Below are 12,624 nucleotides of genomic sequence, written 5' to 3' on the forward strand. Positions count from 1 at the left end.
CGGGGACCTCGGCCCGAGCCGAGCAGGTAGCGGAGCCATACTGGACAAATGACAGAGACGGGACGGTGCCAGCAGGACTCTGCGCACAGGGTGCTCGGCGGCTGTCCCGAGATCGGCAGTTTTCGATTCTGGTTCGCCGATCAAAGGTGGGAGTGGTCCGAGGACGTCGCCGCGATACACGGCTACTCTCCCGGTGAGGCCGAGCCGTCCACCGAGCTGGTGCTGAGCCATCAGCACCCCGACGACCGCGAGCAGGTCGCCAAGACGCTCACCGACGCCATCGACACGGCTGCGCCGTTCTGTAGCCGCCACCGGATCATCGACACGTCCGGCGACACCCACGACGTGATCGTGATCGGCGATCAACTGGTGGACGAGGACGGCACCGTCGTCGGCACCGCAGGCTACTACCTCGATGTCACCGAGACGCTGCAGGACAACCGGCAGGAAGCCCTCGACGACCTGCTACCCGATCTCATCGACGCCCGCGCGGTGATCGAACAGGCCAAAGGCATCGTCATGTTCGTCTACGGCGTCACTGCCGATCAGGCGTTCCGGGTGCTGCGCTGGCGCTCCCAGGAAACCAACGTCAAGATCCGCACGCTGGCCGAGCAACTGGTCTCCGACATCGTCGCGATGGGCGGTGCGCTGGTTCAGCAGCGCACCCGTTTCGACCATCTCCTGCTGACTCTGCACGACCGTGTGACCTCACCCGGATCTTTCGCCGATTGACCGGCGCGTGCCGCTGGAGGACCGGACCATTCCCTTGGTGCGCATGAGGAATTCACCGAGATAGCTGTCGTGCGGGACGCCGGGACGCAACCAGGTGGTCGGGTTGTCGCCGAGGTAGAGGTTGGTGATGGTCGGCTCGTCCAGCAAGGCGTCGATGAGATCGCGTCGCTCGGTCATCGCGGTGAGAACCAACGAATCACGCAGCGGCGCAACGCCCTCCGAGGGCGACCACGGCCCGACCCACACACACGGGAAGGCGAGTTCCACCGCGAGTTGCGGCGCGCTGCTGCTGTCGACGAGGTGGACCGCGGGACGTAGGACGGCCGCGCCCGGGGACACCTCGTCGACGATGGTGTCGCCGCCCAGCAGCGGACGGGCGTCGCCCGCGATCTGGTGCAGGTAACGGTCCATCGCCGCCACGGATTCGGTGGGCTGCACGGTCAGGATCGCGTCGGGATGCTCGGCGGGCAAACTCGGGATCGCCGCCAGCTCCGCGGCGAGCGCACGCGCCAGCGGCTCCGGGTCGCCCTCGACGAGCACCGCGGTGGTGCAGGTGCAGGCCGTGCCACCGAGATGGCTCACCGACTCGGCGATCAGCGCGACCTTGTCGCGCCAGTCCACGTCCGCGGTCACCAGGATCTTCGAGCGTCCCGGCCCCTGGGTGAGCACCCGCGCGCTGCCGCCGTACTTGTCGACCACGTCCTGTCCGCCGTAGACGATGGCGAAATCGGATTCGGCGACCAGCACGTCGGCGGCCGCGTAGTCGGTCGGCAGCAAGGTGACCAGCTCCGACGGCATGCCTGCCATGCGCAGTGCACTGACCAGACGAAACGCGGTGTACGGCTCCCGCGTCGATGGCCGCACCGCCACCTTGTAGCCGAGCGCCAGCGCCTCGGGCCACAAACCGTGCACCGCGGGCGTGTTCCCGGCCGCGTGCACGGCGAACAGGTCGCCTTTCCTGGTCCAGACCGCGCAGCCGCCGAGGGTGCGCTCGTCCTGCCAGTCCGCTACCGCGCCCTTCGGCATCGCGAACTCGAGCGTGGCGCGCTGCTCGCGCAGCACGTCCGCGACCCACCGCACCGATTGCCACACCACCGCCAGCGGCACGCCCGACGCGACGCAGACCAGTTGGGCGTACTCGTCCGGTCCCAGCCCGCCGATCTCGGCCTCGGTGAACAGGTCGGCCGCACGTTCCAGCACCGCGAACCGCTCGGCGGCGGGCAGCACGGGCGCCTTGCGCATCGCCGCCAGCGCGCGCCGCACATACAGCGGCGGCACCTGGGAGATCTCCCCGATCGGCGCGCCGGACAGCGTCGTCAGCGGCTTGCGGTCGCGCGCGCGATAGCCGCCCTGCGGGCCGAGCGCGTCGATGTGCACGAACTCGTCCATCAGTACACCCCCTCGATCACCTCGGTGCCGCCGAACGAGGTCATCGGCCCGACGTCGGCGACCGAACAGCCGATGGCGCCCTTCGGCGCCTCGATCTTCATGGCGATGTCGCGTTCCGGATTGTTCGGCAGCAGAGCGTATTTCGTGAGGTGATGCATCACGACCTGACCGCGCTCCCCGTAGGCGACGTCATCGCCGGTCTCCGGGTCGACCACCTCGAACGCGAGGTAGGGGCTGGGCGGGTCGAAGACGGGCAGCCCGTCCTGGCGCTCCTCGTCGCGCTCGCGGGACATGCCCAGAATGGTGGTGCTGCCGTAGAGCCCCTTGAGCGGAATGCCGGGGAAGATCTCCTCCCGGAAGATCTCGCGGGAGTCGGCGTTCATGTGCGCTCCACTCCAGCAGATGAACTTGATTTTCCGGCGAATCTGCTCCACCAAGTCGTCGCGGCGCGCGATCCGTTCCAGCAGCGGCGGCGTGGTGATCAGTATCCCGACGGACTGGGTGGTGAGGATCTGCGCGACCTGGTCGACGACGTGCTCTGCGTAGCGTTCGGTGTTCTCGGTGTCGCCGCGCGCGATCATCTGCTTGATCCAGCGCGGATCGAGATCGACGGTGAAGCGGACGCCGCGATGTCTGCGCGCCCGGCGCTGCGCGAACTCACCGAACATGTGCGGGCCGCTCGGCGCCACGGCCAGCGTGTTCACCGTGCCGAGGTCCGCGTAGTGGTGCTCGTCCCAGCTGAGCGCGAACTCCATCCAGCGGTCGAACATGACGAACCGTTTCGGCGCGCCGGTGGTGCCCCCGCTCTCGTAGATGCCCGCGATGTCGCGGTCGGCGCCCTGCAAACCGCGCGGAATCAGGTCCTCCACGGCGACGGTGCGGAATTCATCGATGACATTGGGAAAGCGGCGCAGATCCGCGAACGTGCGGACGTCGGCGACCGGATCGAAATCCAGCGTCCGCGCCCGGCGCAGCCAGTACGGGCTGCCGGTCTCCTCGCTGAAATGCCACGCCATCACAGCGCGCAAGTATTCGTCCGCGTCGATCATCGCGTAGTCGTGCGCGGCGAGGTCCAGAATTACGGGGCGCATGCGCGGCCTCCAGTGACGTGCCCCGAATCGGGGCATACAGCTCGAACGCGGCAATCTTCTCCTGTCCGCGCCGATCACGAACGCCGCGCCGCGCAGTTCGATCCCCCGATAGGACACGCTTATGGATCCGATTCGCCACATGCCACGTGTGAGACGACCGTACCGACACCAGACCCCACGGTCCTGGTGGCGGGCCGTGTGCCCCGACTGCTATAAATTGAGTGAGCGCTCAATGAAATAATATCCGCCGATGCTCCGGTCCGGCCGAACCGCGAAAGTAGGACGCATGCGCACAGTCGACCCGGACCAGTACGCGGCCAAACGGGAGGCGATTCTGGATGCTGCCGCCATCCTGTTCGCCGAGAACGGATACGACGCCACTCGCACCGCCGACATCTGCCGTGCGGCCGGCATGAGCACGGGCAACATGTTCCACTACTTCCCCACCAAGCGCGCCGTACTGCTCGCCGTCGCCGAACGCGACGGGCAGCGCATCGGGGCGGCGCTGGCGCCGATCGCGCAGGCCGACGACATCGCGGCGGCACTACTGGACACGCTGGAGGAGATCTGTCATCTGGCCGCGGACCGCTCGGCGGCGGGCCTGCAGTTGGAGATCTCCGCCGAGGCGCATCGCGATCCGGAGCTCGGCACGTTGTTCCGGAACAACGACCGGGTGCTGCGCTCGGCGTTCGAATCCGCCATCGCGGCCGGAATCGAACGGGACGCCTTCGATTCGAGCCTGTCACCCGCTCGCACCGCCACCTGGCTTGCGGCCCTCATCGACGGCGTCTTCTCCCGAGTGGCCGCCGACCCGGATTTCGATCCGCTCGCCGAGGCGCCGACCTTGCGCCGATTGGCCCAGCGACTGCTCACCGGCTCCGCCGAGGACGCCGATCCATGACCTCGATCCACCGCCTCCCTGCCGCCGTGGACCGGGCGCAAACCTCCCGCCGCCGAGACCACCGTAGCGGCGGGATGAAGAAGGTCGTCGGACGAGGCTCGCCCCTCATAGTCTCGTCCGACGACCGGAACCCATGTGGTTCCATTGCCGATGGATGGCGTGCCGTATGACAGTCTCCGGACAACAAACCGACTTGCATCAGACCGGGTCTGCGCGCCGCTGGATCCGCCACGCATTGGTCGTGCTGATGGCGATCACTGTGCTGGCAGCCGCCACGATGGTGTGGGTGGTCCATCAGAACACCTACGCCCTGCGGGAGCAGCGCGTCACCATCCTCGGCGGACTCCAGCCGCTGCATGGTGTCTTGGCGTGGCCCGAGACACGCGAGAAACCGGTCGGGGTCGTGGTTTTCGTGCACGGCGACGGGCCGGTCGACGCCACGCACGACACGTTCTACCGGCCCTTGTGGGAAGCATTCGCCCGCGCCGGCTTTGCCTCGCTGTCGTGGAACAAACCGGGAATCGGCGGCGCGCCGGGGAACTGGCTGGATCAGACCATGCACGATCGGGCCGATGAGACCCTCGCCGCCATCGCGTGGGCGAAACAGCAACCCGGCATTGATCCGCAACGCATCGGGCTGTGGGGTGCGAGCCAGGCCGGATGGGTCATGCCCGAAGTCGCGGTCCGGCTACCGGAACTGCGCTTCGTCATTGCGGTCTCACCAGCGGTCAACTGGTTGCGGCAAGGCCGATATCACCTACTCGCGCAACTCGATGACGCCACACCCGCCGAGGTACAGGCCGAGGTCGCGCGCAGCGACAAGACCCTCGACCTGCTGCGCGCCGGCGCCACCTTCGAACAGTACGAGAACGCCATTGGCGACACCCGCGGCCTGACCCCCCACCGCTGGCGGTTCATCACGAAGAACTACACCGCCGACGCCACCGCCGACCTGGCCGCACTGCGTGTCCCGGTTCTGCTCATCCTCGCCGGCCACGACCGCAACGTCGATGTCGCCGACACCGAAACCGTGTATCGGCGTGCAGTGCCGCGACTCGAGGTCCAGCACTACCCCGACGCTACCCACGGCCTCACCCGCGCCGACATCGAAAGCTCCGCACTGAAGACGTTCGTCGTCGCGGTCGCCGCACCTCGTGCACTGTTCGCCTCCGGCTTTCTCGATGATCAGACCAGCTACCTGCAACGCATCCGCTGAGACGTAAGCCTGTACCGTCGCGGCGATCCTGCTTCGGGAGCCTCACGCCGAGTCGGCCGTGCGCCGGTGTCGACGCCGCCGACCAGCGGCTACGCAACGGTCATCTCTCCCATCTCGGACCAGTCGGTGGCATCTATGGTCTGGCTGATGATCTGGGGAGTCGACGCGAGTGCCTGCGGCAATTCGTTCATCGCGGTTTCGAAGTGGGGGCTGCCCACGTGCGCCGCGCCAGCGGCCTGGTCGCGGAAAGCTTCTATGAGCACGAATTCGGTGGGGTCATCGATGCTGCGGGACCAGTCGAACCAGAGGTTGCCTTCCTCGGCGCGAGTCGCAGCGGTGAACGAGGCGACGAGGTCGAGCCAGCGATCGGTCCATTCGGGCTTGGTCTTGAACTTGACGACGATGAAGATCATTGCGCGCCTCCTCCGGCACAACCCGGGCCAGTTCGGGTGCGGGGCGGGTCAGATGCATTCGTTGCTGCAGGCGGGCGAACAGCTCCGCGACCGCAGTGCTCAGCTCGGGGCGGTCCCGTCTCACGGGCGTTCCGCCGTTCCCATGCCGTTGTCGCGGGCTTCGATAGCCTTGACGGTCTTTCCGAGTGCCTGTCTCAAGACGCGCCTGCCGATGGTCCCGACCACGACTCCGAGGACCCGTCCCTTGAGGTTCTTGCCCTCGCGCACCACGACGACATCCACATCGGTCGTCCCATCGGGCCGGCGCGTGAAGGTATACGTGTGACCCGAGTGGCCGCCCCACACGTTCGAATCGGTGGTCGTCATGACGACACGATCGGGGTCCGACCAGTCGTAGTGCAGGCGTTCCCAGATGCCGTGCGAGCCCTCCGTGACGTCGGCCTGACGTCGGCCCCGGTCGTGCACCTCGAGATATTCGTCGGCGCTATTGCCGAACAGCTGCGAGCGGCCCGGCCCGAAATCGGTGAGCGCCGCAACGAACTCCTCCGGTGTCGAGTTCGTCGTCTCCTTGAAGTGGATGGTGGACATTGCTTGCTCCTTCTGCTGTAGGGGGACGGGTTCAGAGACCCTGGTCCGCGCGCTCGGCGTTGTCGAGCTACAGCGCGCCGACCACGGCTTCGAGAACGGATACCGACGCATGCGGATTGCGTACTCGCTCCAGCCGCACGTAATAGTCGATGCTGACTCCGGCCAGCTGAGCGACTTCCTCCCGCCGGAGACCGGGAAACCCGGCCCACGCCGAGGGACCGGGAAGACCTGGGGACCGGGGAAGACCTGCTCGCTCCGGGATGATGCGGGCCCACCGAGACCGCCGAAATGCCCGAAGATCGGATTTGGACGCCTTCCCGCCCATGCTCCCCAGGCTAGCGCGAACAGAGGGCGCGTCCAGCGGCATCGGAGCAGCCCGCCTCGTCACCGCACTGAAGGAGGACGGCCAGCACGCCAAGTACCGCAACTGGATGTCACCGACCTCGACAGCGTGCGAGCCTTCGTCACCGACGTGCTCGTCCGCCACGGACGGGGCGCAGGCCGTGTGTAGTGAGCACGACTGCGTCAGCTATGTGGCAGAGCGTTAGGTCGGTCTGCTGCCGGTTTGTTGGCGCAAGTCAGAGTTTCGACGCTCTGTGATGGGTCTATTCGCCTGAGCTTGGTCCAGCCGGTCCAGCCTCGCTTCTTCAGTAGCTCGGTCAGTCGACGTGCCGGCGGCCAGGTGTCGAACGCCAGCGTGTCCAGCAGTTCGACCAACGGTGGCTCGATGTCGGGGTCATTGAGACAGTCCTCGCGGTGCTCGTCGGCTATCTGCGTGATATTGCGCCGCGGGCAGGTCGAGGCGTCCGACCTCCGCCATAACAGCGACGAAATCGCTCAGGAACGCTTCGAAGGAGTACCGGTCGGTGGCCGGGGAGAGGCCATGACCCCGCAGGTCGAAGGTGACCACGTCATGATCGCGCCGCAGCTGCTCGGTCAGCTCGTGCAGATCAGCCTGTGTCGTGCGGAGCCCGGGGCACAGGACCAGCGGTCGTCCCCGACCGCCGCGGGACAGCGAGATCGTGACACCGTCGTGGTGAACAGTGAATTGCCGCGTCGCATCGGATTTCGTAGTCATGCCACCATGCTGAGAGGTTGACCCTGCGTCGGGGTCAACTCTCGGGACGTTCTGTCATCCGCGCCCATGACCAAGTCCGAGCAACCGACATAACGCTCCCCTGCGTCATGTTCATGGCAGCACATCGCCCCTCGACGGTCGCTAGCGTCGCAGTAACGCGGCAAGCCGTTCGAGGCTCTGCCCCCAGCCGTCCTCGGCGCCGTCGTCCGGGCTGAGCGGGCCGGGCGCGAGCAGGTGGAAGGACATGGTCGTCTTGCCGTCGGCGGTGTCGGCGAAGTTCACCGTGATCACGGATTCGGACGTCACGCCACCGTCACCGGTCGGGTCGCCCCAGGTGAACACGAGGCGCTCGGGCGCGACGATCTCGCGGAAGGTCCCCGCGATCGGATACGTGCTGCCGTCGGCGTCGGACCGCAGCATCGAGTCGTACCGGCCGCCGACGTGTGGTTCGACGACGATGTGCTCGCGCGGCGCCGAGAAGCCGTGCGGACCCGCCCATTCGGTGAGCTGGCCGGGGTCCAGCCAGGCCTGAAAGACCAATTCGCGCGGCGCGTCGAAGACGCGGACGATGGTGAATTCGCGGTCGCTCATTACTGCGCTGCCTCCTCGTGTGCAGGGCGCGGCGCCGGGTCGGCGGAGCCTTTCATCCATTCGGGCGCGCTATCGGGGTAGCGGGTGCGGAAGTCCATCAGGCCGACCCAGTTCGGACGCACCACGATTCGCTCCATCCGGGGCGCGAGTTCGGACAGGAAGTGGAGATACTCGGCGACCTGCTCGGGGCCGCCCTTGCGCATCGCCGCCGCGTACTCCGGCAGCAACCCGTCGGCTTCGCCGACTTCGGCACGGCCGCGGATCAGAAGGACCTCCGGCGGGGCGTCGTTGGTGTCGATGGTGATCGCGACGTCCGGACGGGCACGCAGCATCCGGGACCGCTTGGACGGCGCGAAGCCGGTCATGACGAGTTCGGTGCCGTTCCACCAGAAGTTGACCGGTAGCACGCGGGGCGTGCCGTCGGCGGCGGTGAACGCGAGGCGCGCGGGGATATTCGCGGCGAGAAGGCGTTGGGCGATGTCGGTGTCGAGCAGGCGGAGATCGCCTTGCGGCAGAGCACGGTCGGTCATGCGGAGCTGTCCTTCTTCTGTATCCGGTGCAGGTGTTCGTCGAGGCGATCGAATCGGCCATCCCAGAACTTCCGGTAGCGCTCCAGCCAGTCGGTAGCCGCACCGAGCGGCCCGGCTTCCAACTGGCACGGCCGCCATTGGGCGTTCCGCCCGCGCGTGATGAGTCCGGCCCGCTCGAGGACTTTCAGATGCTTGGAGATCGCGGGAAGACTCATCGCGAACGGCTCGGCGAGTTCGGTGACGGTGGCTTCGCCGTCGGCCAGCCGGGCGAGGATCGACCGGCGAGTCGGGTCGGCCAGTGCGGCGAAGGTTCGGCTGAGTGTGTCGTCCGTCATCTACTTAACCATCTGGATAATTAACTTACAGGTTAAATGATCGCCGAGGCGAGGTGGGATGTCAACAGGTGCGCGGACTTGCGCATGGTTGGAGTCTTGCCACCGTCGCGGAGGCGACCGGGCGGCCTCAGATTCCGAGCACCTGCCACACCGCGGCCAGCACCCGTTCCCGGCGGGCGACAGACCACGGCCGCCCCTCATCGAATCCGGCGAGCACGAGTCCGTCGACGACCACGTCCAGCAGGTCCGCGGCAGTGCCCGCATCGGCGATTCCGAGAGAGGAGAGCAGGCTTCGCACCCGGGCATCCCACCAGTCGTTGAACGCGTCGAGCTCGGTGCGCAGCACCGGCTCACTGCGAGCTCCGATGACCAGCGCCAGCCAGAAACGGTGGGTCCGCTCCTCCGGGGTCTGCACGGCCCATTCGATCAGAGCTCGCAGCGCCGCCGCGCCGCGCTCGGCGCCGACAACCGTTTCCGCCTCGGCGCGCCGGGCATCGACCTCGCGACGAACCGCGTCGCGCAGCATGTCTTCTCGCCCACCGACGTAATGGGTCACCGCGGACGTCGAGGCCCCGATGCGCTCGGCCACGGCGCGAATCGTCACCGCCCCGAACCCGTCGACGATGGCGATGGACAGCACGGCGTCGCCCACGGCGGCGAGTCGGGCAGCGTGATCGACTCGGCGGGGCATAGCCTGAGCATAGCCCTTTATGCAACACTTGTTTTACAACACATGTTTCATAAAAGGAGCTGCACATGGATCGCACGACGGTCGCGATCATCGGCGCCGGATTCGCAGGCCTCACCGCCGCCCGGGCATTACAGGCCCGTGGCATCGACGTACTCGTGCTCGAATCGGCCGACCGGGTCGGCGGTCGTGCACTCACGGTGCGCTCGGCCGCGGGCACTCCAGTCGACCTCGGCGGGCAGTGGATCGGCCACGACCATGCGCGGATGACCGCGCTCGCGAGCGAGTTCGGGATGACGCTGTTTCCCACCCATACCGACGGGAGAGCTCTCGTGGTCGAGGGTGACCGGCGATTGGGGCACATGCCGCTCACCATGGCTGCCGCGGGGCTCGCCATGCTCCGGCTGGAGCTGATGGCGCGCACCGTCACCCATGAGCGCCTGGACCGAGTGACCGTCGCCGACTGGGTGGGCAGGGTGTCGAGCAGACGGGCACGGCGGCTGCTGGACGTGGTTCTGTCCGAAGCGCTGGCTGTTGACCTCGACCGGGTTTCGGTACGCGCGCTGACCACCGGAATCCGATCGGCGGGCGGCCTCCGGGTGATGCTCGGTACCGTGGGCGGCGCACAGGAGTCCCTGCTGTCCGGCGGGGCGGGTGCGCTCGCCGAAGCGCTTGCCGCCGAACTGGGTGCCGCTGTTCACTTGAATCGCCCCGCGAGCGCGATCACCCGCACAGCCACAGCCGCGACGATCGACACCCCCGCCGGGACGGTCCATGCCACGCGAGTAATCATCACCGCCCCGCCCCCGATCGCCGCAGCGATCCGGCATGATCCACCACTGCCTCCGCAACGCCAACTGGCACAGCGCAATACGGTGATGGGCACGATCTACAAAGCCGTCGCCGTTTATGACACGCCGTTCTGGCGCGACAGCGGCTTCAGTGGGGAGATCGTCGCCCTGGACGGTCCGGCCCCGGCCTCATTCGACATCTCGCCGCCCGGCGGACCCGGCCATCTGTGCTTTCTCATCCCCGGCCGAGCCGCCCGCGCCCTCGACCGGCTCACACCGGCAGACCGTCGCGACACCATCTTGGCCGCGTCGGCCAGGCACCTCGGCGGACCCGCGGCGAAGCCACTGAGCTGGCACGAGAAGTCCTGGCACCACGACCCGCACGTCGGTGGCGGATACTCGGCCCTGCCGACGCCCGGTTTCCTGACCGCGATCACCCACGCGGCGGCGTCGACGGGCCCGATCCACTGGGCGGGAACCGAAACAGCGCCCCGCTGGACCGGCTACTTCGAGGGCGCCGTGCAATCCGGTGAACGCGCTGCCCAGGAAGTGGTTGCCGCGCTGGCATGATCGGCGCTCGCGCCGACGGCCTCGGGTCACGCCGTCCGCCGTCGTAGCAGTTGGTCGATCCTCAGGCACCGGTATACCGACGCCTCCACGCGGCCTACGAGATCTTCACCCTTCCCGGGCCGGGTTCATTCTCGGACATCTAGAACTCCGTGCGTGGCGAGCGCGGGATTGCCCATGGGTGGCCGACGCCTGAAACGATCTCGGCTCGAGCGGCTGCTGATGTATCTGGGGCGCAGTGACTCTGCCGAGATGTCCGACGCCGCGGCGCGACCCGGCAACGGCTCAGCGTCGGACGCGCCGCCAGTTCCAGGAGCGGCCCCCGGAACCTACGCGCGCGCCGGTACCGAATCCCGCGAGATGCAGGGCGATCAACAATAGTCCGACGACGACGAGGGTACCGTCGGTAATGGCCGCACCGAGGGTGGTATTTCCCAGGTCGAGAATGAGCGCAAGACCGAATGCGACGGCGGCGGCGATGGCGAGCATGAGAACCTCCTGATGTTCCGCCGGAAACGATGACACCCGAGCAAGTTCATCGAGTTCCTCTGTTCCGCATACCCCCGAGCCGCGCCAACACACAGTTGTGACGCGAATTGGCCGGCACAACCTGCTACGACCTCGATCGCACGCGTGCTCGGGGTCTCACGATCAGCCATCGACAAGCAGCTGTCCAGTTCATGGTGACCGCTCCTGAGCACCATTCCCAGCTAGTGCGGTGTCGGCAAGGCAGCAATAGTGGCGCGCAGCGCTTCTGCGGTAGGAGTCGGTTCGATGTCGAATTCCGCGGTGGCGGCGGAGGAATCGATGACGAACGGACGATCGAACTGGTAGCGCAGCTCGGGCAGCTCGCGGGCGTCGGCATCGAAAAGCCCGGCGGCCCACAGCATCGCGGCCGGCATTCGGTGCACACGTGCGGGTGCTGCGTCGGCAACCGTCGCGGCTAGTCCAGCGAGGTCACGGATCGACATCGGCGGCGCGGTCGGCGTGTGCCATGCTCGGCCCCAAGCGTTCTCGTCATCCGCTACTGCCACCAGGGTGCGTGCGGTGTCGCCGACATCGGTCCAGCTGTGCGCGGTGTCCAGATCGCCGGGGAACAGCGCCCGGCGGCCGACGAGCACGGCGGGCAGAACAGTGGCGGTGAAGACCGATTTCGCCCCGGCACCGAGATAATCCGACCCGCGCACCTCGGCGGTACGGACCCGACCCACCTCGTGGGCGGCAAGCGCCTCGCCCCATAGTTTCGCACGCACCCGCCCTTTCTCGCTGTTGGGGCGCAGCGCCTGCCGCTCGGTGATCGGCCCGTCGACTTGCCCGTAGCCGTAAAGATTTCCGACACTGAGCAGTCCGGCGCCGGTCACCTCGGCGGCATGGAGCGCGGCGGCGGCCAGCGGCGGGAAATCCCTGGTCCAGCGGTGGTACGCGGGCTGAGCGCACTGGAAGACGACGCCCGCGCCCGCACAATGCCGGCTCAGCTCGGCGGCATCGGTCGCGTCGGCGGCGATCCGCTCGACCAGCGGGTGATCCGGACCGCTGCCGCGCCGGGTGATCAAGCGGACCCGGTCGCCGCGTGCGGCGAGCAGCTGGGCGGTGGCCGATCCAACCGGACCGGCCCCGAGTACGACGTACAGAGACATGGCGATCCATTCTTTTGCGTTCCGTTTCGAGAACACTGTTCTCGCTCGAATTGAGCGTAACCGTGAACGCCGCTCCG

General features: G+C 67.4%; 16 protein-coding genes. 4 read left to right on the plus strand and 12 right to left on the minus strand.

From position 1 onward, the window contains the following. Positions 1-48 precede the first annotated feature (48 nt). Entirely contained in the window at positions 49-732 is a 684-nt protein-coding gene (locus ACWPXK_RS25685; RefSeq protein WP_454198726.1) for a PAS and ANTAR domain-containing protein, read from the plus strand. Here ACWPXK_RS25685 and ACWPXK_RS25690 read toward each other — a convergent pair. Together ACWPXK_RS25690 and ACWPXK_RS25695 are read right to left on the minus strand one after the other, a co-directional pair. Beyond that, on the minus strand, positions 709-2,121 hold the full coding sequence (locus ACWPXK_RS25690; RefSeq protein WP_454198727.1) for an aldehyde dehydrogenase family protein: 1,413 nt from the start codon (positions 2,119-2,121) through the stop codon (positions 709-711). The two genes, ACWPXK_RS25685 and ACWPXK_RS25690, sit on opposite strands and share 24 nt — an antisense overlap. After that, complete coding sequence (locus tag ACWPXK_RS25695; protein WP_454198728.1) at positions 2,121-3,212, minus strand: AMP-binding protein; 1,092 nt, start codon at positions 3,210-3,212, stop codon at positions 2,121-2,123. Before ACWPXK_RS25695 ends, ACWPXK_RS25690 begins: the two co-directional genes overlap by 1 nt. Before the next feature lie 286 nt (positions 3,213-3,498). Here ACWPXK_RS25695 and ACWPXK_RS25700 point away from each other — a divergent pair, with 286 nt between their 5' ends. Both ACWPXK_RS25700 and ACWPXK_RS25705 read left to right on the plus strand, forming a co-directional pair. Next, positions 3,499-4,113: a TetR/AcrR family transcriptional regulator gene (locus tag ACWPXK_RS25700; RefSeq protein ID WP_454198729.1), complete on the plus strand. Its 615-nt coding sequence runs from the start codon at positions 3,499-3,501 to the stop codon at positions 4,111-4,113. A 247-nt stretch (positions 4,114-4,360) separates the two neighbouring features. After that, the gene (locus ACWPXK_RS25705) at positions 4,361-5,329 is read left to right on the plus strand and encodes an alpha/beta hydrolase family protein (RefSeq protein ID WP_454198907.1); all 969 of its coding nucleotides are present in this window, start codon (positions 4,361-4,363) and stop codon (positions 5,327-5,329) included. 89 nt (positions 5,330-5,418) lie between these two features. On the opposite strand, the gene ACWPXK_RS25710 is transcribed toward ACWPXK_RS25705, so the two are convergent. The 8 genes from ACWPXK_RS25710 to ACWPXK_RS25745 form a co-directional block, all read right to left on the minus strand. Further along, on the minus strand, positions 5,419-5,742 hold the full coding sequence (locus tag ACWPXK_RS25710) for a putative quinol monooxygenase (RefSeq protein WP_454198730.1): 324 nt from the start codon (positions 5,740-5,742) through the stop codon (positions 5,419-5,421). A gap of 120 nt (positions 5,743-5,862) precedes the next feature. Next, positions 5,863-6,330 carry a hypothetical protein gene (locus tag ACWPXK_RS25715; protein WP_454198731.1) on the minus strand — a complete coding sequence of 156 codons (468 nt, stop codon included), beginning with the start codon at positions 6,328-6,330 and terminating at the stop codon, positions 5,863-5,865. A gap of 67 nt (positions 6,331-6,397) precedes the next feature. Continuing rightward, positions 6,398-6,655: a helix-turn-helix domain-containing protein gene (locus tag ACWPXK_RS25720; RefSeq protein ID WP_454198732.1), complete on the minus strand. Its 258-nt coding sequence runs from the start codon at positions 6,653-6,655 to the stop codon at positions 6,398-6,400. A 411-nt stretch (positions 6,656-7,066) separates the two neighbouring features. Then, positions 7,067-7,408: an alpha/beta fold hydrolase gene (locus ACWPXK_RS25725; RefSeq protein WP_454198733.1), complete on the minus strand. Its 342-nt coding sequence runs from the start codon at positions 7,406-7,408 to the stop codon at positions 7,067-7,069. Positions 7,409-7,549: 141 nt separating this feature from the next. Then, the gene (locus ACWPXK_RS25730; RefSeq protein ID WP_454198734.1) at positions 7,550-7,999 is read right to left on the minus strand and encodes an SRPBCC family protein; all 450 of its coding nucleotides are present in this window, start codon (positions 7,997-7,999) and stop codon (positions 7,550-7,552) included. Continuing rightward, positions 7,999-8,529, minus strand: a complete 531-nt coding sequence (locus ACWPXK_RS25735; RefSeq protein ID WP_454198735.1) for a pyridoxamine 5'-phosphate oxidase family protein — start codon at positions 8,527-8,529, stop codon at positions 7,999-8,001. The genes ACWPXK_RS25730 and ACWPXK_RS25735 overlap by 1 nt, the downstream gene beginning before the upstream one ends. Continuing rightward, on the minus strand, positions 8,526-8,864 hold the full coding sequence (locus ACWPXK_RS25740; protein ID WP_454198736.1) for an ArsR/SmtB family transcription factor: 339 nt from the start codon (positions 8,862-8,864) through the stop codon (positions 8,526-8,528). The genes ACWPXK_RS25735 and ACWPXK_RS25740 overlap by 4 nt, the downstream gene beginning before the upstream one ends. A 127-nt stretch (positions 8,865-8,991) precedes the next feature. Beyond that, positions 8,992-9,555, minus strand: coding sequence for a TetR/AcrR family transcriptional regulator (locus ACWPXK_RS25745; RefSeq protein WP_454198737.1), 564 nt, complete (start codon positions 9,553-9,555; stop codon positions 8,992-8,994). Between the two features lie 65 nt (positions 9,556-9,620). Between ACWPXK_RS25745 and ACWPXK_RS25750 the strand changes: the two genes are divergently transcribed. Then, a complete protein-coding gene (locus ACWPXK_RS25750; protein ID WP_454198738.1) occupies positions 9,621-10,913 on the plus strand; it encodes a flavin monoamine oxidase family protein in 1,293 nt (430 codons plus the stop codon). 282 nt (positions 10,914-11,195) lie between these two features. Here ACWPXK_RS25750 and ACWPXK_RS25755 read toward each other — a convergent pair whose 3' ends face one another. Next, positions 11,196-11,399 (minus strand): hypothetical protein, encoded by a 204-nt coding sequence (locus ACWPXK_RS25755; protein ID WP_454198739.1) that lies wholly within the window; start codon positions 11,397-11,399, stop codon positions 11,196-11,198. 221 nt (positions 11,400-11,620) lie between these two features. Continuing rightward, entirely contained in the window at positions 11,621-12,547 is a 927-nt protein-coding gene (locus ACWPXK_RS25760; protein ID WP_454198740.1) for an NAD-dependent epimerase/dehydratase family protein, read from the minus strand. Between the last annotated feature and the right edge of the window lie 77 nt (positions 12,548-12,624).

This window comes from Nocardia sp. Marseille-Q1738 (assembly GCF_965283145.1).

Coding starts and splice junctions, on each gene's coding strand:
- ACWPXK_RS25685 (WP_454198726.1), top strand. CDS start 49: ATGACAGAGACGGGACGGTGCCAGCAGGACTCTGCGCACAGGGTGCTC.
- ACWPXK_RS25690 (WP_454198727.1), bottom strand. CDS start 2,121: ATGGACGAGTTCGTGCACATCGACGCGCTCGGCCCGCAGGGCGGCTAT.
- ACWPXK_RS25695 (WP_454198728.1), bottom strand. CDS start 3,212: ATGCGCCCCGTAATTCTGGACCTCGCCGCGCACGACTACGCGATGATC.
- ACWPXK_RS25700 (WP_454198729.1), top strand. CDS start 3,499: ATGCGCACAGTCGACCCGGACCAGTACGCGGCCAAACGGGAGGCGATT.
- ACWPXK_RS25705 (WP_454198907.1), top strand. CDS start 4,361: ATGGCGATCACTGTGCTGGCAGCCGCCACGATGGTGTGGGTGGTCCAT.
- ACWPXK_RS25710 (WP_454198730.1), bottom strand. CDS start 5,742: ATGATCTTCATCGTCGTCAAGTTCAAGACCAAGCCCGAATGGACCGAT.
- ACWPXK_RS25715 (WP_454198731.1), bottom strand. CDS start 6,330: ATGTCCACCATCCACTTCAAGGAGACGACGAACTCGACACCGGAGGAG.
- ACWPXK_RS25720 (WP_454198732.1), bottom strand. CDS start 6,655: ATGGGCGGGAAGGCGTCCAAATCCGATCTTCGGGCATTTCGGCGGTCT.
- ACWPXK_RS25725 (WP_454198733.1), bottom strand. CDS start 7,408: ATGACTACGAAATCCGATGCGACGCGGCAATTCACTGTTCACCACGAC.
- ACWPXK_RS25730 (WP_454198734.1), bottom strand. CDS start 7,999: ATGAGCGACCGCGAATTCACCATCGTCCGCGTCTTCGACGCGCCGCGC.
- ACWPXK_RS25735 (WP_454198735.1), bottom strand. CDS start 8,529: ATGACCGACCGTGCTCTGCCGCAAGGCGATCTCCGCCTGCTCGACACC.
- ACWPXK_RS25740 (WP_454198736.1), bottom strand. CDS start 8,864: ATGACGGACGACACACTCAGCCGAACCTTCGCCGCACTGGCCGACCCG.
- ACWPXK_RS25745 (WP_454198737.1), bottom strand. CDS start 9,555: ATGCCCCGCCGAGTCGATCACGCTGCCCGACTCGCCGCCGTGGGCGAC.
- ACWPXK_RS25750 (WP_454198738.1), top strand. CDS start 9,621: ATGGATCGCACGACGGTCGCGATCATCGGCGCCGGATTCGCAGGCCTC.
- ACWPXK_RS25755 (WP_454198739.1), bottom strand. CDS start 11,399: ATGCTCGCCATCGCCGCCGCCGTCGCATTCGGTCTTGCGCTCATTCTC.
- ACWPXK_RS25760 (WP_454198740.1), bottom strand. CDS start 12,547: ATGTCTCTGTACGTCGTACTCGGGGCCGGTCCGGTTGGATCGGCCACC.